This window comes from Bradyrhizobium sp. CCGUVB1N3 (assembly GCF_024199925.1).
In the GTDB taxonomy this organism is placed as follows: domain Bacteria; phylum Pseudomonadota; class Alphaproteobacteria; order Rhizobiales; family Xanthobacteraceae; genus Bradyrhizobium.
Genome location: NZ_JANADR010000001.1, coordinates 4563473 through 4578094, shown reverse-complemented (window position 1 = coordinate 4578094; position 14622 = coordinate 4563473). Strand labels below are relative to the sequence as shown.

General features: G+C 63.9%; 20 protein-coding genes. 10 read left to right on the top strand and 10 right to left on the bottom strand.

The window, feature by feature from the left end; genetic code table 11:
- Positions 1–69 precede the first annotated feature (69 nt).
- Positions 70–1215 carry a GNAT family N-acetyltransferase gene (locus tag NLM33_RS21925; RefSeq protein WP_254098613.1) on the top strand — a complete coding sequence of 382 codons (1146 nt, stop codon included), beginning with the start codon at positions 70–72 and terminating at the stop codon, positions 1213–1215.
- Positions 1216–1226: 11 nt separating this feature from the next.
- On the opposite strand, the gene NLM33_RS49295 is transcribed toward NLM33_RS21925, so the two are convergent.
- The 4 genes from NLM33_RS49295 to NLM33_RS21910 form a co-directional block, all read right to left on the bottom strand.
- Positions 1227–1361, bottom strand: a complete 135-nt coding sequence (locus tag NLM33_RS49295) for a hypothetical protein (RefSeq protein ID WP_256570540.1) — start codon at positions 1359–1361, stop codon at positions 1227–1229.
- Between the two features lie 63 nt (positions 1362–1424).
- Positions 1425–2024 carry an NAD(P)H:quinone oxidoreductase gene (wrbA, locus tag NLM33_RS21920; RefSeq protein ID WP_254098611.1) on the bottom strand — a complete coding sequence of 200 codons (600 nt, stop codon included), beginning with the start codon at positions 2022–2024 and terminating at the stop codon, positions 1425–1427.
- Between the two features lie 102 nt (positions 2025–2126).
- On the bottom strand, positions 2127–2825 hold the full coding sequence (locus NLM33_RS21915) for a pirin family protein (RefSeq protein ID WP_254098609.1): 699 nt from the start codon (positions 2823–2825) through the stop codon (positions 2127–2129).
- A gap of 36 nt (positions 2826–2861) precedes the next feature.
- On the bottom strand, positions 2862–3614 hold the full coding sequence (locus NLM33_RS21910; protein ID WP_254098607.1) for an SDR family NAD(P)-dependent oxidoreductase: 753 nt from the start codon (positions 3612–3614) through the stop codon (positions 2862–2864).
- A 119-nt stretch (positions 3615–3733) separates the two neighbouring features.
- Between NLM33_RS21910 and NLM33_RS21905 the strand changes: the two genes are divergently transcribed.
- Positions 3734–4672 carry a LysR family transcriptional regulator gene (locus tag NLM33_RS21905; protein ID WP_254098605.1) on the top strand — a complete coding sequence of 313 codons (939 nt, stop codon included), beginning with the start codon at positions 3734–3736 and terminating at the stop codon, positions 4670–4672.
- A gap of 168 nt (positions 4673–4840) precedes the next feature.
- Entirely contained in the window at positions 4841–5332 is a 492-nt protein-coding gene (locus NLM33_RS21900; protein WP_305880492.1) for a transposase, read from the top strand.
- A 29-nt stretch (positions 5333–5361) separates the two neighbouring features.
- Here NLM33_RS21900 and NLM33_RS21895 read toward each other — a convergent pair whose 3' ends face one another.
- A complete protein-coding gene (locus tag NLM33_RS21895; RefSeq protein WP_254098601.1) occupies positions 5362–5625 on the bottom strand; it encodes a hypothetical protein in 264 nt (87 codons plus the stop codon).
- A gap of 189 nt (positions 5626–5814) precedes the next feature.
- On the opposite strand from NLM33_RS21895, the gene NLM33_RS21890 reads away from it, so the two are divergent.
- Together NLM33_RS21890 and NLM33_RS21885 are read left to right on the top strand one after the other, a co-directional pair.
- Positions 5815–6801: a tripartite tricarboxylate transporter substrate binding protein gene (locus tag NLM33_RS21890; RefSeq protein ID WP_254098599.1), complete on the top strand. Its 987-nt coding sequence runs from the start codon at positions 5815–5817 to the stop codon at positions 6799–6801.
- A gap of 96 nt (positions 6802–6897) precedes the next feature.
- A complete protein-coding gene (locus NLM33_RS21885; protein ID WP_254098596.1) occupies positions 6898–7242 on the top strand; it encodes a hypothetical protein in 345 nt (114 codons plus the stop codon).
- Between the two features lie 6 nt (positions 7243–7248).
- Here the strand turns inward: NLM33_RS21885 and NLM33_RS21880 are convergent, their stop codons facing one another.
- The 3 genes from NLM33_RS21880 to NLM33_RS21870 are packed head-to-tail and all read right to left on the bottom strand — an operon-like array spanning position 7249 to position 9351.
- Positions 7249–7716, bottom strand: coding sequence for a YbaK/EbsC family protein (locus NLM33_RS21880; RefSeq protein WP_254098594.1), 468 nt, complete (start codon positions 7714–7716; stop codon positions 7249–7251).
- Positions 7713–8453 carry a haloacid dehalogenase type II gene (locus NLM33_RS21875; protein WP_254098592.1) on the bottom strand — a complete coding sequence of 247 codons (741 nt, stop codon included), beginning with the start codon at positions 8451–8453 and terminating at the stop codon, positions 7713–7715. Before NLM33_RS21875 ends, NLM33_RS21880 begins: the two co-directional genes overlap by 4 nt.
- 13 nt (positions 8454–8466) lie before the next feature.
- Positions 8467–9351: an amidohydrolase family protein gene (locus NLM33_RS21870; protein ID WP_254098590.1), complete on the bottom strand. Its 885-nt coding sequence runs from the start codon at positions 9349–9351 to the stop codon at positions 8467–8469.
- 341 nt (positions 9352–9692) lie between these two features.
- Between NLM33_RS21870 and ykgO the strand changes: the two genes are divergently transcribed.
- The 3 genes from ykgO to NLM33_RS21855 all read left to right on the top strand — a co-directional run bounded on the left by ykgO (position 9693) and on the right by NLM33_RS21855 (position 10960).
- On the top strand, positions 9693–9818 hold the full coding sequence (gene ykgO, locus NLM33_RS21865) for a type B 50S ribosomal protein L36 (protein ID WP_006611362.1): 126 nt from the start codon (positions 9693–9695) through the stop codon (positions 9816–9818).
- Positions 9819–9922: 104 nt separating this feature from the next.
- Positions 9923–10564, top strand: a complete 642-nt coding sequence (locus NLM33_RS21860; RefSeq protein ID WP_254098588.1) for a tetratricopeptide repeat protein — start codon at positions 9923–9925, stop codon at positions 10562–10564.
- 135 nt (positions 10565–10699) lie between these two features.
- Complete coding sequence (locus NLM33_RS21855; protein WP_254098586.1) at positions 10700–10960, top strand: hypothetical protein; 261 nt, start codon at positions 10700–10702, stop codon at positions 10958–10960.
- A gap of 6 nt (positions 10961–10966) precedes the next feature.
- On the opposite strand, the gene NLM33_RS21850 is transcribed toward NLM33_RS21855, so the two are convergent.
- The gene (locus NLM33_RS21850) at positions 10967–11149 is read right to left on the bottom strand and encodes a hypothetical protein (RefSeq protein ID WP_254098584.1); all 183 of its coding nucleotides are present in this window, start codon (positions 11147–11149) and stop codon (positions 10967–10969) included.
- A 325-nt stretch (positions 11150–11474) separates the two neighbouring features.
- On the opposite strand from NLM33_RS21850, the gene NLM33_RS21845 reads away from it, so the two are divergent.
- Positions 11475–12431: an alpha/beta fold hydrolase gene (locus NLM33_RS21845; RefSeq protein ID WP_254098582.1), complete on the top strand. Its 957-nt coding sequence runs from the start codon at positions 11475–11477 to the stop codon at positions 12429–12431.
- A 35-nt stretch (positions 12432–12466) separates the two neighbouring features.
- On the opposite strand, the gene cycA is transcribed toward NLM33_RS21845, so the two are convergent.
- The gene (cycA, locus tag NLM33_RS21840) at positions 12467–12874 is read right to left on the bottom strand and encodes a cytochrome c-550 CycA (RefSeq protein ID WP_254098581.1); all 408 of its coding nucleotides are present in this window, start codon (positions 12872–12874) and stop codon (positions 12467–12469) included.
- A 230-nt stretch (positions 12875–13104) separates the two neighbouring features.
- On the opposite strand from cycA, the gene NLM33_RS21835 reads away from it, so the two are divergent.
- Positions 13105–14598 carry an FAD-linked oxidase C-terminal domain-containing protein gene (locus NLM33_RS21835; RefSeq protein WP_254098580.1) on the top strand — a complete coding sequence of 498 codons (1494 nt, stop codon included), beginning with the start codon at positions 13105–13107 and terminating at the stop codon, positions 14596–14598.
- Positions 14599–14622 lie beyond the last annotated feature (24 nt).

The window sequence follows — 14622 nt, the reverse complement described above, 5'->3', positions numbered from 1 at the left end:
ACGTAACTTGTGGTTGGCGACAAAACGTTATTCATCTGGAAACGTTCAGCAACTATGTGCCCAGGGCGGATGGCGTTTCTCAGCGTCGAGCAACTAGACGGTCGGGTGACCAGCGCGTCCGGGATCGCGATCGATTTCGTGCGCGACTGGAAGCAGGCCGCGTTGCGCCTGGGTGCAGGCCATCGCACGGCATTCCAGCAAGGCGACTGGCTCGCCGCCTGGTACGACGCATTCCGCGACGCGACGCCGCTGATCGCCGTGATCTCGGATGCCGCGAATGGCAGCGGCATCGCGCTAGTGCCGATGATCAGCCGCAGCAAGGGCGGCGTGCGCATCGTCGAGTTCGCCGATCTCGGCGTGTCCGACAACAACGCGCCGATCCTGGCGCCCGATGCCGCATGCGATGCGGCCGGCGCGCGCGCCATCGGCGATGCGCTGGTCAATGGCTTGCGCGCCTTGCCGGATCGCTTCGATCTGTTGCGCCTGCAGAAGATGCCGGCCTATGTGGGCGGCAAGCCGAACCCGCTGGTGTCGCTCGGCCGCGTCGGATCCTGTTCGCTCAACGGCAATCTGGTGCTGACGGGCGACGATTATTCGGACTACCGCACCTCGATCAAGCGCATGCAATTGCCACGCTGCTGGCGCGTCTTCAACCGTCACGCCGGCGCGCGATTCGAGATCGCGACCGATGTCGACCACGCGCTGAGGCTGCTCGATGCGATGGACATCCAGCAGCAGCAGCGCATGAAGCAGCTCGGGCTCAAGTTCGTCCTCAGCGATGAGAACCACGCGAAATTCTATCGCGAGGTGGTCCGGCAGGGCGTTGCAGAAGGCTATGCGATCGTCTCTGCGCTGGTGTGCGACGAGGGCATCATCGCGACGTCGCTGGGCCTGAGATTCGGCGCGACCTATTGTCTGCTGCGCATCAGCAACGCCGGCAGGCCGTGGTCAGCCTGCTCGCCGGGTCTGCTCGTGACCGAGCGGACGATGGCGGCCTTGCACCAGCAGGGCGTACGCCGCTTCGACCTCAGCATCGGCAATCACGACTACAAGCGCCGCTTCGGCGCCGTGCCGCTCCCGCTGACCGACGTCAGCGTCGCGCTGTCCTGGCGCGGCGTGCCCCATGTACTGCGCGATCATGCAGCCCAGGGGCTGCGCCGCCACCCGCGGCTCGCCGCGCTTGCGAACCGCGCGATGGGCAAGCCGCCCCGCTAGTCACGCGCGCTTCACTGCCCCGTGAATTCGGCGCAATGCAGCCGGCCGCGCGAGGCGCGGAACAGGCTGCGGCAATACCAGCGCCGCGCCAGCGCCTGCACGGGCTTGCGGATCATCTGCGCCATCAGGAGAATTTCGAAAGCCATGCGTTGTTCCTGCACGCCGATATGGGGCGGCATCTCGCAAAAGAGAATGCCGCCCCGAACGCATCAGCCATGCAGCTTGGTCGCGGTTTCCGCGATCACGCGTCCCTGATAGCGCGCGCCGGCGAGCTCGTTGGCGCTGGGCTGGCGGCTGCCGTCGCCGCCGGTGATCGTGGTGGCGCCGTAGGGTGCACCGCCGGTCACTTCGTCCAGCTTCATCTGGCCGGCAAACCCGTAATTCAGGCCGACAACCACCATGCCGAAATGCAGGAGGTTGGTGATGATCGAGAACAGCGTCGTCTCCTGGCCGCCATGCTGGGTTGCGGTCGAGGTGAAGGCGCCGCCGACCTTGCCGTGCAGCGCGCCCTTCATCCAGAGCCCGCCGGCCTGGTCGAGGAAGTTTGCCATCTGCGACGACATGCGGCCGAAGCGGGTGCCGGTGCCGACGATGATCGCGTCATAATTCGCAAGCTCCTCGATCTTGGCGACGGGCGCGGCCTGGTCGACCTTGTAATACGAGGCCTTGGCGATTTCGGCCGGCACGAGCTCCGGCACGCGCTTGATGTCGACGGTCGCGCCGGCCTCGCGCACGCCTTCGGCGACGGCGTTGGCCATTGCTTCGATGTGACCGTAGGCGGAGTAATAGAGGACGAGAACTTTAGCCATGGGTGGTCTCCGGTTGGGGATCAGTGAGTGTTCGTGATTGCTCCGTCGTTCCGGGGCGATGCGAAGCATCGGACCGGAATGATGGCGGATGATGTGGCTGCCTTACGCCGCGTCGACCAGCACCAGCTCGGAATCTTCCAGCGCGGTGATCTTCAGGCTGGCCTCGTCGCTGATCGCAGCACCGTCGCGGGCATTGACGCGCACGCCGTTGACCTCGACTGCGCCGGCGGCCGGCACCAGGTAGAGGTGACGCGATGCCTGCGGTTCATACTTAGCGCTCTCGCCGGCCTTCAGCGTGGTCGCGAGCACGCGCGCATTGGCGCGGATCGGCAGCGCCTCCTTGTCGGCCTGAAAGCCGCTCGCGATGGTGACGAGCTTGCCGTTGCGGCTTGCCTTCGGAAACGGTTTTGACCCCCAGGTCGGCTGGCCGCCGCGCCCGACCGGCTCGATCCAGATCTGGAAGATCTTGGTCTTCGTCGGCTCGAGATTGTACTCGGAGTGGCGGATGCCGCTTCCGGCGCTCATCACCTGCACGTCGCCCGCTTCGGTGCGGCCCTTGTTGCCGAGGCTGTCCTGATGGGTGATCGCGCCCTCGCGCACATAGGTGATGATTTCCATGTTGGCGTGGGGATGGGCGGGAAAGCCGGTGTTCGGGGCGATCTCGTCATCGTTCCAGACGCGCAAGGCGCCGTGTCCCATGTTGTCGGGATCGTAGTGGCTGGCGAAGGAGAAATGATGTTTGGCCTTGAGCCAGCCGTGGTCGGCGCTGCCGAGCTTTGCGAAAGGTCTGAGTTCGATCATGTGCGTGGTTCCTTGCTTGAATGGTTGACGTCGCGATCAGGCGCCAAAGCCGCCGTCGACGTTGAGCACGGTGCCGGTGACGAAGGAGGCTTCCGGGCTCGCCAGGAAGACGACGCCGGCTGCGACTTCCTCCGGGCGGCCGAAGCGCTGCAGCGCGTGCTGCCTGCGCTGGGTCTCGGCGAACTCGCCGCCATCCTTCGGATTCATGTCGGTATCGATCGAGCCGGGCTGCACCACGTTGACGGTGATGCCGCGCGGACCGAGATCGCGGGCTGCGCCCTTGGTGTAGCCGACCACCGCGGCCTTGGTAGCGACGTAGTCGGCTAGACCGGGGAACGAGGCGCGGTCGGCGAGCATCGAGCCGACGGTGACGATGCGGCCGCCTTCACCCATGACCTGCGAAGCGGTGCGGATCGCCGCAATCACGCCATGCACGTTGACGGCGTCGAGGCGCGCCAGTGCGGCGGTGTCGGCCTTGGGATCGTCGATGGCGCCGCCGGCGGCGACGCCGGCATTGTTGACGAGAATGTCGAGACGGCCGAATTCCGTGGCGACGTCCTTCACGAGCTGTTCGACGTCAGCGACCGAGGCCTGGTCGGCCTTGAAGGCACGCGCCTTCACGCCCCTGGTCTTCAGTTCGGCGACGACGGCTTCGGCCTTGTCGGGCGACGCGACGTAGCTGATGGCGACGTCGGCACCTTCGTCGGCGAGAGCGCGGGCGGAGGCCGCGCCGATGCCGCGCGAGCCGCCGGTGACGAGGGCAACCTTGCCTGAGAGCTTCTTGGTCATTGGATTTCTCCATTCCCTAAATGTCTGATGACCCCCTGGATATGCCTCCGCCTGTGGTATAGAAATAGAAACTGTCGAAACATATTGTTTCCATAAACGTCACTTACGGGGCGGCACCCATGGCAAAACTCCCGGATTTCGAGGCGCTCGCGATCTTCGCAAAAGTCGTGGAATTGCGGTCGTTTGCGGCCGCCGCCGGCGAGCTTGCGATGTCGAAGGCGACCGTCTCCAAGGCGGTGACGCGGCTGGAGGAGCGGCTTGGCGCGCGGCTGTTCAACCGCACTTCGCGGCGGCTCGCGCTGACCGACGCTGGACACAAGCTCGCCGAACGGGCAACGCGCCTGCTGGCCGATGGCGAGGCGGCGGAGAACGAGGCGCTCGCGCAATCCGTCGCGCCGCGCGGGCTGGTGCGGCTCGCTGTGCCCATGACCTTCGGCGTGAAAGCGGTTGCGCCTTTGCTGCCGGAGTTTTTCCAGACCTATCCGGAGGTCTCGGTTGATCTGCATTTGAGCGATGCTACCGTCGATCTGATCGGCGAAGGCTTTGATGCCGCGCTGCGCATCGCGCGGCTGCCGGATTCCTCGCTGATCGCGCGGCGGCTCTTCACCATGCCGCGCTACACGGTCGCCGCGCCGTCCTATCTCAAGCGTCACGGCCGGCCGACGCATCCGATGCATCTGGCCGAGCACAAATGCTTCAGCTACGCCTATCTCTCCACGCCCAACATCTGGCACTACGCCAATGCGGCAGGCGAGCAGGCGAGCGTGCGCCCGGCCGGGCAGTTGCGCGTCAACAATGGCGAGGCGGTGATGCCGGCGCTGCTCGCGGGGCTCGGCATTGCCGATCTGCCCGAATTCATCGTCGGCGACGCCATCGCCTCCGGCGAGGTCGAGGTGATCCTGAAGGACTGGAAGCAGGCCGAAGGCGCCGTGCATCTCGTCACCCCGCCCGGCGGCCCGCGCCCGGCGCGCGTCGAGGTGCTTGCCGAGTTTCTCGCGGCGAAATTGCCGGGCACATGCAAGCGGCAAACGAAGAAGAAAGGTATCAAAGCGAAGTAGGTTTCGTAGGGTGGGCAAAGCGAAGCGTGCCCACCACTTTCGGTGAGAAGTAGCTCTCTGGCGAGAGAGCAATGATTTTCGTAGGGTGGGCTAAGGCGCTCTTGCGCCGTGCCCACCACTTTATCCGAGAAGATTGCAATGCCTCAGTCCCGCCGAGCAGAAGGCAGCATGTTCTTCTTCACCGTCGTGGTTGCCGACCGTTCAAGCACGTTGCTCGTGGATCAGATTGATCGCTTGAGACGAATCTACCAAACGGTCCAGCAGCGTCGCCCATTTGAGACCGTGGCAATCTGCATTTTGCCCGACCATCTGCATGCGATTTGGGCTCTTCCGGAGGTTGACGCTGATTTTTCGTCACGATGGAATCTGATCAAGGGGGGCTTTTCGCGAGGTCTGGAGGCGCGAGCCCGTTCGGTCAGCAAATTGACCAAGCGAGAAAAGGGCATCTGGCAACGCCGCTATTGGGAGCACGCGATTCGAGACGACGCGGACTTGGAACGGCATATTGACTACATCCACTTCAATCCAGTGAAACATGGATTAGTTGCGCGAGTAGCCGATTGGTTGCCCAGCAGCTTCCATCGCTACGTCGCGCAAGGCGTACTCCCTGCTGACTGGGGCGGGGACATGCGGGATTTTGCGGGACAATTCGGCGAATGAAGTGGTGGGCACGCTTCGCTTTGCCCACCCTACGGCACCTTGGACATGGCTCCGTCGCGCACGATCACGCGCAGATTCGGCTTCAGCGTCTCTTCCAGCTGCACCTTCAGCTCGTGCACCCGCGGATCGCTCGAGCGCGCGGCACAGACTGAGTATTGATTGACTGATAGCACCAGCGCGCGCCGCGCTTCCGGCGTTCGCGTCAGATCCGGCTTTGCCAGCCGCAGCACGATGCCGGCGAGATTCACCAGCATCTCGTCCAGCGCGCCATCGATCCGGCCAACGTCGCTCATCGCGTTGTCTCCCGGAAGGCCAACACCGCGTCGCGGGATCCGTTCCTGCGCGGCAAGGCGCAGGGATAACCGTTCGTAAATGTTGCCGTCGCTTGGCACCAAATGCACAGATGCGGCACGAGGTACCTTTGTTCGTCCGCATCGTCGCGCTACTCTGCCGGAAACAACAAAGACCGGGGAGGGGTGCCCATGAACCGACGCGATCTCTTGCGCGCCGCGGCGCTTGCGCCGCTTGCACAAGCAGCGCTGATGCGCGCCGCCTTCGCGCAAAGCTATCCCACGCGCAACATCACCATGATCGTGCCGTTTCCGGCCGGCGGCCAGGCCGATCTCGCCGCGCGTCCCGTCGCGATGGCGCTGGAGCGCATCCTCGGCAAGTCCGTCATCGTCGACAATCGTGCCGGTGGCGCCGGTGGATCGGTCGGCAATGCGGCGGCCGCGCGCGCCGAGCCGGATGGTCACACGCTGCTGATGACATTGTCCTCGCTCGCGGTGCTGCCGGAAGCCGACCGGCTGTTCAACCGGCCCGCCGCCTACGAGGTCTCGCAATTCACGCCGATCGCGCGCGTGCTTGCCGATCCAACGCTGCTTGCAGTGCCGGCGTCGGCACCCTGGAAGACGGTGCAGGAGTTCGTCGACGACGCGAAGAAGCGTCCCGGGCAGATCACCTACGGCTCATCGGGTCCGTACGGCACGCTGCACGTCGCGATGGAGATGTTTGCCGTCAGCGCCGACATCAAGCTGCTGCATGTGCCGTTCCGCGGCGCGGGTCCCGCGCTGACCGCGATCCTCAGCGGCACCGTGCAGGCGATCGCAGCGGCGCCCGGCACGCTGAAGCCGCAGGTCGACGACGGCAGGCTGCGCGTGCTGGCGAACTGGGGCGCGCAGCGCATCGCGAGCTTCCCTGACATCCCGACCTTGCGGGAGCTCGGCTACGAGGATGTCGAGATGTATATCTGGGCCGGCCTGTTCGGGCAGAGCGCGCTGCCGGCGCCGATCGTCGGCCGTTTGCGCGAGGCGATGGGACAGGTGATGAAGAGCCCGGATGTCCTCAAGACGTTCGAAGCCTCGGGCAGTCTCGTCGCCTATCAGGATGCGCCGGAGTTTTCGCAGTTCGTCGCAGCCGACAGCGCGCGGCTGATCGCGGCGGTCAAGAAGATCGGCAGGGTGGAATAGGTTCCGTCCCTGCTTTCACATTTTGTTGTTGGTCCAGAACCTTCGCGCGCCTCATTGATTGAGGAGCGTTTGAGAGAAAACGAGAAGGATCGGGACATGCGAACAGGGCCGATTGCGCTCGGTGTGGCGCTTGCGATCGGCGGCACGGTCGCTACGAGCGCCGTCTCTGCCGAGGAATATCGCGGCACCATGGAACAACAGATGGCCTGCACGCCGGATGTCTGGCGCCTGTGCAGCGACCAGATTCCCGACGTGAATCGCATCGTTGCCTGCCTGCGGCAGAATACGCCGCAGCTTTCGAGCGGATGCCGCGCGGTGTTCGAGACCAATAACCAGGCGCAACCGCCGCCGCGCGGCAGGACCGCGCCGCCGCGCTACAACAATATGCCGCCGCCTCCTGCGCCGCTCCCGCCGCGGCCTTATTACGATGACGACGACTGACGCGACCTAAGGTCTGTGCTCGCAGACGTCGACCCATTCGGCGCCGACCAGCTCGGCCATGCGGTCGGGTGCGATACGCACCGCGCTGTGGGTCGAGCCCGCGGCCGGCACCACGATGTCGAATGCCTTCAGCGACACATCGCAATAGATCGGCAGCGGCGCCCTCAGCCCGAACGGGCAGACGCCGCCGACCTCGTGGCCGGTGATGTCGGCGACCTCTTCGAGCCCCAGCATCTTCGGCTTGCCGCCGAACTGCGCCTTCACCTTCTTGTTGTCCATACGCGAGGTGCCGCTCGCGACGATCAGGATGACGCGCTCGCCGATCCGCAAGGACAGCGTCTTGGCGATGCGACCGGGCTCGACGCCATAGGCCTCGGCCGCAAGCGGCACCGTCGCCGAGCTGATCGACGATTCGATCACGGTGATGTCGGGGGCTTTCTCGGCGAAGAAGTCGCGAACGGATTGAATGCTCATAGGCGGGCGGCAATCTCGGGCAGTTCGGAAAGTGAGTGGACACGATGATCCGGCGCAAGGCCCAGCTCGTCCATCTGGGTCCGGATCGCCTTGAACATCGTCAGCGGTGCCACGAGATCGCTCTCGACGCAAGCCAGCGCCATGGCTTCCGGTGTCACCCGCTCGATCCAGGCGACGTTCAGTCCGAACGCCTTGGCGCCCGCCACGTCCCACGGGTTTGAGGAGATGAACAGCACCTCGTCAGGCCTGGTACCGAGCACCTCGCCGATCAACGCATAGGCCTGCGGGCTCGGCTTGAAGACCTTCTTCGCATCGACGCTGATCGTGGCATCGAGCAGCTTGTCGAGACCGGAATTGTGCACCAGCGCGTCGAGCATGTCCGGGCTGCCGTTGGAGAGGATGGCGAGCTTGCGCGGCTTCAGCGCTGCAAGCGCGTCGGCCGCGTCCGGATAGAGATCGAGATGCAGATATTTCTCGATCACACGATCGAACGCGTCGCTCTCATAGGCGAGCCCGAGCACGCGCAGCGTATAGGCAAGCGAGTCGCGCGTGACGGTGGAAAAATCCTGGTAGCGCTGCATCAGCGAGCGCAACCAGGTGTATTCGAGCTGCTTGATCCGCCACACCTGCGTGATGATCTCGCCGTAGCCCGGGAACGCATCCTCGGTGATCTCAGCGACCGACTGGATGTCGTAGAGCGTTCCGTAGGCGTCGAAGACGACGGCTTTGATGGTCACGCTGACCTCTTCGTTAGATTCCCAGCAGCTTGCGTGCGTTGGCCTTGAGCACCTTCGGCCGGATCTCGTCGCGGATGTCGATCTTGGCGAAATCGGCGAGCCATCGGTCCGGTGTGATCACCGGCCAGTCCGAGCCGAACAGCATCTTATCCTGCAGGATCGAGTTGATATAGCGCACCAGGATCGGCGGGAAATATTTCGGCGACCAGCCGGACAGGTCGATATAGACGTTCGGCTTGTGGGTCGCGACCGACAGCGCCTCCTCCTGCCAGGGGAAGGAGGGGTGGGCGAGGATGATCTTGAGGTCTGGGAAGTCAGCCGCGACGTCATCCATGTACATCGGGTTGGAGTATTTCAGCCGCATCCCCATGCCGCCGGGCATGCCCGAGCCGACGCCGGTCTGGCCGGTGTGGAACAGCGCGATCGCGCCGCCATTGTTGATCTCTTCGTAGAGCGGGTAGGCCATGCGGTCGTTGGCATAGAAGCCCTGCATGGTCGGGTGGAATTTGAAGCCGCGAACGCCGTATTCCTCGATCAGCTTGCGCGCCTCGCGCGCGCCGAGCTTGCCCTTGTGCGGATCGATCGAGACGAAGGGGATGAGGACGTCGAGATGATCGGAGGCGGCCTCGATCATCTCGTAATTGTTGTAGCGGCGGAAGCCGGTCTCGCGCTCGGCATCGACCGGGAAGATCACGGCGGCAATGTTCTTGGAGCGGTAGTAGGCCGCCGTCTCCGGCACGGTCGGCGGATGCTTGTTCGGCGACTTGAAGTATTCCGCCATCTGCGCCTGGAAATCGTCGTAACCGTCGTCGGGGTGGCAGCCGCAGGGCTCCTCGGCATGGGTGTGGATGTCGATTGCGACGACATCGTCGATGTTCGGCAGCTTCAGCTTCGGCATTGGTTTCCTCCCGACGGGTTGCCAAATTGATTATATGATATAACGAATTTGGCAAGGCGTTGCGTGAGGCAAAACCGCAGCCTGCAAAAGTCTTTCCTGTGCTTGGCCGCGAATGGACAGATTGGACCGATCCGGCCGTTTCTACTGTGCATGGGGTTGTTTTCACGAATTTGCCGGTTCGGAACCGGGCAGTTAACATTGACATCACCTCCCGCCATGCCTTAAGAACCGCCCCGTCCCGGGCGGTCGGTCCGCCAGCGGGAAAGATCTCATTTTGCCACATTCGCGCGTGCCGAAACGGTAGTGCCGAACACGGCCTTTCGAACGTTCAGGATTCTGCCATGAAGGTCCGTAACTCGCTGAAATCGCTGCGCGGTCGCCACCGTGCCAACCGCCTGGTCCGCCGCAAGGGCCGGGTTTATGTGATCAACAAGGTGCAGCGCCGCTTCAAGGCTCGTCAGGGCTGAGTTCCCTGCCGAGGGCCTGCGCGCCCCCGCAAGACCACGGTCTCACACGACTTTGACGCCGTCCTTGCTATGCAAGGGCGGCTTTGCGCGTTTACACTTTCACCATGGCAGTGAGATTCTTGTCCGCGCATCCTCTCCGTCTGGCCGCCCTGCTGGCTGCGCTGACGGTCGTCGCACCCGCTTTCGCGCAGGATGATCCCCCGGGTCCGCCTGTGAAGCAGAAGAAGCTTCCCGAGGCGCCGGCCAAACTGCCCAAGGTCGATCGCACCAAGAATCTCGATTTCCTGTTCGGCGCGCTGAAGGCCGCTCCGGATGACGCCAGCGCCAAGCATGTCGAGGCGCGGATCTGGGCGATCTGGCTCCAGACTCCCAGCGATACGGCGGCGCTGCTGATGACACGGGCCAAGGCGGCCGTGGATGCGCAGAAGGTCGAGGTCGCGATCAAGCTTCTCGATGCCGTCATCAAGCTCCGCCCCGACTATGTCGAGGCTTGGAACCGGCGCGCCACGCTGTACTACATGCAGAACGATTATGGCCGGTCGCTCGCCGACATTCGGGAGGTGCTGATCCGGGAGCCGCGCCATTTCGGCGCACTCGCAGGTCTCGGCATGATCATGCAGGAGATCGGCGACGAGAAGCGTGCGCTCGATGCCTACCGCAAGGCACTCGCCATCAACCCGCACCTCGACAAGATCCCCGATCAGGTCAAGTCTCTGACCGAGAAGGTCGAAGGACGGGATATCTAACCCCCAACTCGATGTTGTTTTGAGCGACTGCGGAGCGCGGCCATTAACCACGCGCCGAGCAGCCTCGCGGCGAGGGGATGTTTTTCCCGCGCCTCCGGGGTTAGCTGCATGACTGCCACAAATGGGAGCCGTGCAATGAAACGCGTGATCCTTGCGGGGGCGTTGTTGCTGGCGTCCGCAACAGCCTGTCTCGCCGATGGGCTGTTCTGGGTGGTGGGCAACCGTGCCACCGGCAAATGCCAGATCGTGACCAGCAATCCCGTCATCATCGGCGACATCTGGTTCGGCGACGGTCCCTACAGGTCCAAGGCCGACGCCAAGCTTGCACGATCGACGATCCGTGCCTGTCCGAGACCGGATCCCGACGAAGACAAGAACGGCGACAACGCGGACTAGGTTCGCCTAGTGCAGGATGTGGTCGCCGCGCTCGACGAGGCTCCGGTCCGCGGCAGCGGCATATAGTTTTGCAAGCTCGGCTTCGAGATGCTCGTTGATCAGGAGCAGCGCGCGTACCGCGCCGCGCAGATCACCACTGCAGCTCGCCACGATCTCGTCGATCGCAGTATCTTTTGATCGCAAACCCATCGACAACCCTCCAATCCAAAACAGAACAATCTGCCGGTCTTTCCCGCGTTCCTATGGATTGCGTGGAGGATCGGCGCCCACCCGCGCCTAAGAGGCGGAACCGACCGTGGCGATTATATGGACGCGGCGATGACGGCCGCATGAACTGGCGCGGTTGGCCGCATGCTTTCCGGCGACCATTGATTTTGTTGATATTTTCCCAAGTTGAATTCTATTGATATCCACAGGCAGAACTGGCGGGGCGCTGGGCCCCGCGCACCGAAAAGAAACTGCCGGACGTTGAGATCGTAACTGCCATGTGCCCTGGATCGCCCGGACCATCTCCATGATCGTATTTTTCGTCGTGACGGCGCTCGTTGCGCTTGTCGTCGTCACGCTGGCCGGCGTTTGGGCCGTCGAGCGCGCCTTCCCGCCGCAGGGCGAGATGATCGAGGTCGCCGGTGCAACGCTGCACGTCGTCGATCTCGGTCCGCGCGATGCGCCCTTGCCGATCGTCATGCTGCACGGCGCAAGCTCGAATCTGGAGGTGATGCGGCGTCCGCTCGGCGATCTCCTTGCCGAAAAGCATCGCGTGATCCTGATCGATCGCCCCGGCCATGGCTGGAGCACGCGGGCGCGGCTCAAGGATTCGACGGCCGAGGTGCAAGCGCGGATGGTCGACGAGGCCTTGGCCAAGCTCGGCATCGATCGCGCCGTCTTCGTGGTGCATTCCTGGAGCGGGGCGCTCGGTGCGCGGCTTGCGCTCGATCATGCCGATCGTGTCGCAGGTCTGGTCATGCTGGCGCCGGTCACCCATCCCTGGCGCGGCGGCGTCGGGCGCTACAATGAGATCATCGCAACGCCGGTGATCGGTCCGCTGCTCGCCTACACCATCACGCTGCCGCTCGGCTATCTGCTTGCAACGCCCGGCGCGCGGAACGTCTTCCTGCCGCAGGTGATGCCGGACGGCTTCGTGCAGGACTCCGCGACGCCGCTGTTGCTGCGCCCGCGCGAGTTCATCGCCAATGCCTATGATCTGGTGACGCTGAAGGCGTCGGTGGCCGCGCAAGCTCCGCGCTATGGCGAGATTTCTGCGCCGACCGTGGTCATCGCCGGCGAGCCCGACAAGACGGTATCCACCAATATCCACGCCCGCCCGTTCGCCGCGACAGTGCCGAATGCGAAGCTGATCGTGCTGCCCGATCTCGGCCACATGGTGCAGAACACGGTGCCGGACCTGGTGAAGTCCGAGATCGAGGCGCTGATCGCCGCGATCATGACCGAGAAGGCGGCCGCCGATTAGCGGCCGCCAAATCTCGCTGCGCTACGCTTGGTCCGTTACTGCTTGATCTTCCCGTCCTTGTCGAACTGGGAGACGAAGGCCCAGAGATCGTTGACTTCCTTTTCGTTCTTGATGCCGGCGAACGCCATCTTGGTGCCGGGGATCTTGGCCTTGGGATCCTTGATGTATTCCTTGAACAGCGCCTCGTTCCAGGTGATGCCGGAATTCTTGTTGGCGTCCGAATAATTGTAGTCCGGCGCGGTGCCGGACTTGCGGCCGTCGAGGCCGTTGAGCTCCGGTCCGACCTTGTTCTTCGCGCCTTCGCCGATCGCGTGGCAGGCCAGGCACTTGTTGAACGACGTCTTGCCGGCTGCGGCGTCCTGCGCCATGGCACTTGATATGGCGGTGGATGCTGCGGCAGTCATGGCGAGGGCAACCAGCGCGCCGAAAGTCAGTTTTGTCATAGGATGCTCTTCGTCTCTTCCCGGGGTCAGATTGAGTGTCTCGGTTTTGGCAGGTCCGGTATAGGTGGACAAGCCGCGAAACCTTGACAGGTTTCGCGATAGCAGACTTGCCCCAGAGAGAACTTGCGCTGCAACAAAGCAATGCGACCTTCGGAGGACCCTACCCAAGGACAGCAAGACATGATTGATTTGCTGGGACAATTTCCTCCGTCGGACGAAGGTTTCGTAACATGGCCATCATGATGCCCGCAGCCGACCAGGCCGTGTTGGCGCGTCGCAGCGAAATCGTCGCGGCCCTGCGCGCGATCGTTCCCGGCGAAGGGGTGATCGACAGCGCCGCCGAGATGCGGGTCTATGAGTCCGACGGGCTGACCGCCTATCGGCAGCCGCCGATGGTCGTGGTGCTGCCGGATACGACTGAGCAGGTCTCGCTCGTCCTGAAATATTGTGCCGAACACGGCATCAAGGTGGTGCCGCGCGGCTCCGGCACCTCGCTCTCGGGCGGCGCGCTGCCGCTGGAAGACGGCGTGCTCTTGGGCCTCGGCAAGTTCAAGCGCATCCGCGAGATCGATTTCGACAACCGCGTCGTCGTCACCGAGCCCGGCGTCACCAACCTCGCGATCAGCCAGGCGGTCGCGCATGCCGGCTTCTACTACGCACCCGATCCGTCGTCGCAGATCGCCTGCTCGATCGGCGGCAATGTCGCGGAAAATTCCGGCGGCGTGCACTGCCTGAAATACGGCATGACCACCAACAACGTGCTCGGCTGCGAGATCGTGCTGATGAGCGGCGAGATCCTGCGCATCGGCGGCAAAGCGGCGGAGAACCCGGGCTACGATTTGATGGGCGTGATCACGGGCTCCGAAGGCCTGCTCGGCGTCATCACCGAGATCACGGTGCGCATCCTGCAAAAGCCCGAGACGGCGCGCGCATTGATGGTCGGCTTTGCGGAGGTCGAGGCGGCCGGCGAATGCGTTGCGCGGATCATCGGCGCCGGCATCATTCCCGGCGGCATGGAGATGATGGACAAGCCCGCGATCCACGCCGCGGAAGCCTTCGTTCATGCCGGCTATCCGCTCGATGTGGAGGCGCTCCTGATCATCGAGCTCGACGGTCCCGGCGTCGAGGTCGACGAGCTGATCAAGCGCGTCGAGGCGATCGCGCAAGGCTGCGGCTCGACCACCTGCCAGATCTCGACTTCGGAAGCCGAGCGCAATCTGTTCTGGGCGGGCCGGAAAGCTGCGTTCCCTGCCGTGGGCCGCATCTCGCCTGACTATCTCTGCATGGACGGTACGATTCCGCGCGGCGCACTGCCGAAGGCGCTGGCGCGCATCCGTGAGCTGTCGAAGAAATACCAGCTCGGCTGCGCCAACGTGTTCCACGCCGGCGACGGCAATCTGCATCCCCTCATTCTCTACGATGCCAACAAGCCCGGCGAGATCGAGCGCGCCGAAGCGTTCGGCGCGGACATCCTGCGCGCCTGCGTCGAGTTCGGCGGCGTGCTCACCGGCGAGCACGGCGTCGGCATCGAGAAGCGCGATCTGATGGGCGACATGTTCAGCGAGATCGACCTCAACCAGCAGCAGCGCCTGAAATGCGCCTTCGATTCGCAGGGCCTGCTCAACCCCGGAAAGGTTTTCCCGACCCTGCACCGCTGCGCCGAGCTCGGCCGCATGCATGTGCATGCCGGCAAGCTGGCGTTTCCGGATATCCCGCGGTTCTAGAATACATCAGCATACTGCGGCGAA

Excerpts from the sequence above, each read along its gene's own strand:
- NLM33_RS21895 (WP_254098601.1), bottom strand. The coding sequence starts at position 5,625 with ATGAGCGACGTTGGCCGGATCGATGGCGCGCTGGACGAGATGCTGGTG.
- NLM33_RS21925 (WP_254098613.1), top strand. The coding sequence starts at position 70 with ATGGCGTTTCTCAGCGTCGAGCAACTAGACGGTCGGGTGACCAGCGCG.
- cycA (WP_254098581.1), bottom strand. The coding sequence starts at position 12,874 with ATGACAAAACTGACTTTCGGCGCGCTGGTTGCCCTCGCCATGACTGCC.
- NLM33_RS21900 (WP_305880492.1), top strand. The coding sequence starts at position 4,841 with ATGTTCTTCTTCACCGTCGTGGTTGCCGACCGTTCAAGCACGTTGCTC.
- NLM33_RS21835 (WP_254098580.1), top strand. The coding sequence starts at position 13,105 with ATGGCCATCATGATGCCCGCAGCCGACCAGGCCGTGTTGGCGCGTCGC.
- NLM33_RS21870 (WP_254098590.1), bottom strand. The coding sequence starts at position 9,351 with ATGCCGAAGCTGAAGCTGCCGAACATCGACGATGTCGTCGCAATCGAC.
- NLM33_RS21850 (WP_254098584.1), bottom strand. The coding sequence starts at position 11,149 with ATGGGTTTGCGATCAAAAGATACTGCGATCGACGAGATCGTGGCGAGC.
- NLM33_RS21910 (WP_254098607.1), bottom strand. The coding sequence starts at position 3,614 with ATGACCAAGAAGCTCTCAGGCAAGGTTGCCCTCGTCACCGGCGGCTCG.
- NLM33_RS21890 (WP_254098599.1), top strand. The coding sequence starts at position 5,815 with ATGAACCGACGCGATCTCTTGCGCGCCGCGGCGCTTGCGCCGCTTGCA.
- NLM33_RS21915 (WP_254098609.1), bottom strand. The coding sequence starts at position 2,825 with ATGATCGAACTCAGACCTTTCGCAAAGCTCGGCAGCGCCGACCACGGC.
- wrbA (WP_254098611.1), bottom strand. The coding sequence starts at position 2,024 with ATGGCTAAAGTTCTCGTCCTCTATTACTCCGCCTACGGTCACATCGAA.
- NLM33_RS21860 (WP_254098588.1), top strand. The coding sequence starts at position 9,923 with ATGGCAGTGAGATTCTTGTCCGCGCATCCTCTCCGTCTGGCCGCCCTG.
- NLM33_RS21905 (WP_254098605.1), top strand. The coding sequence starts at position 3,734 with ATGGCAAAACTCCCGGATTTCGAGGCGCTCGCGATCTTCGCAAAAGTC.
- NLM33_RS21880 (WP_254098594.1), bottom strand. The coding sequence starts at position 7,716 with ATGAGCATTCAATCCGTTCGCGACTTCTTCGCCGAGAAAGCCCCCGAC.
- NLM33_RS21885 (WP_254098596.1), top strand. The coding sequence starts at position 6,898 with ATGCGAACAGGGCCGATTGCGCTCGGTGTGGCGCTTGCGATCGGCGGC.
- NLM33_RS49295 (WP_256570540.1), bottom strand. The coding sequence starts at position 1,361 with ATGGCTTTCGAAATTCTCCTGATGGCGCAGATGATCCGCAAGCCCGTG.
- NLM33_RS21845 (WP_254098582.1), top strand. The coding sequence starts at position 11,475 with ATGATCGTATTTTTCGTCGTGACGGCGCTCGTTGCGCTTGTCGTCGTC.
- ykgO (WP_006611362.1), top strand. The coding sequence starts at position 9,693 with ATGAAGGTCCGTAACTCGCTGAAATCGCTGCGCGGTCGCCACCGTGCC.
- NLM33_RS21855 (WP_254098586.1), top strand. The coding sequence starts at position 10,700 with ATGAAACGCGTGATCCTTGCGGGGGCGTTGTTGCTGGCGTCCGCAACA.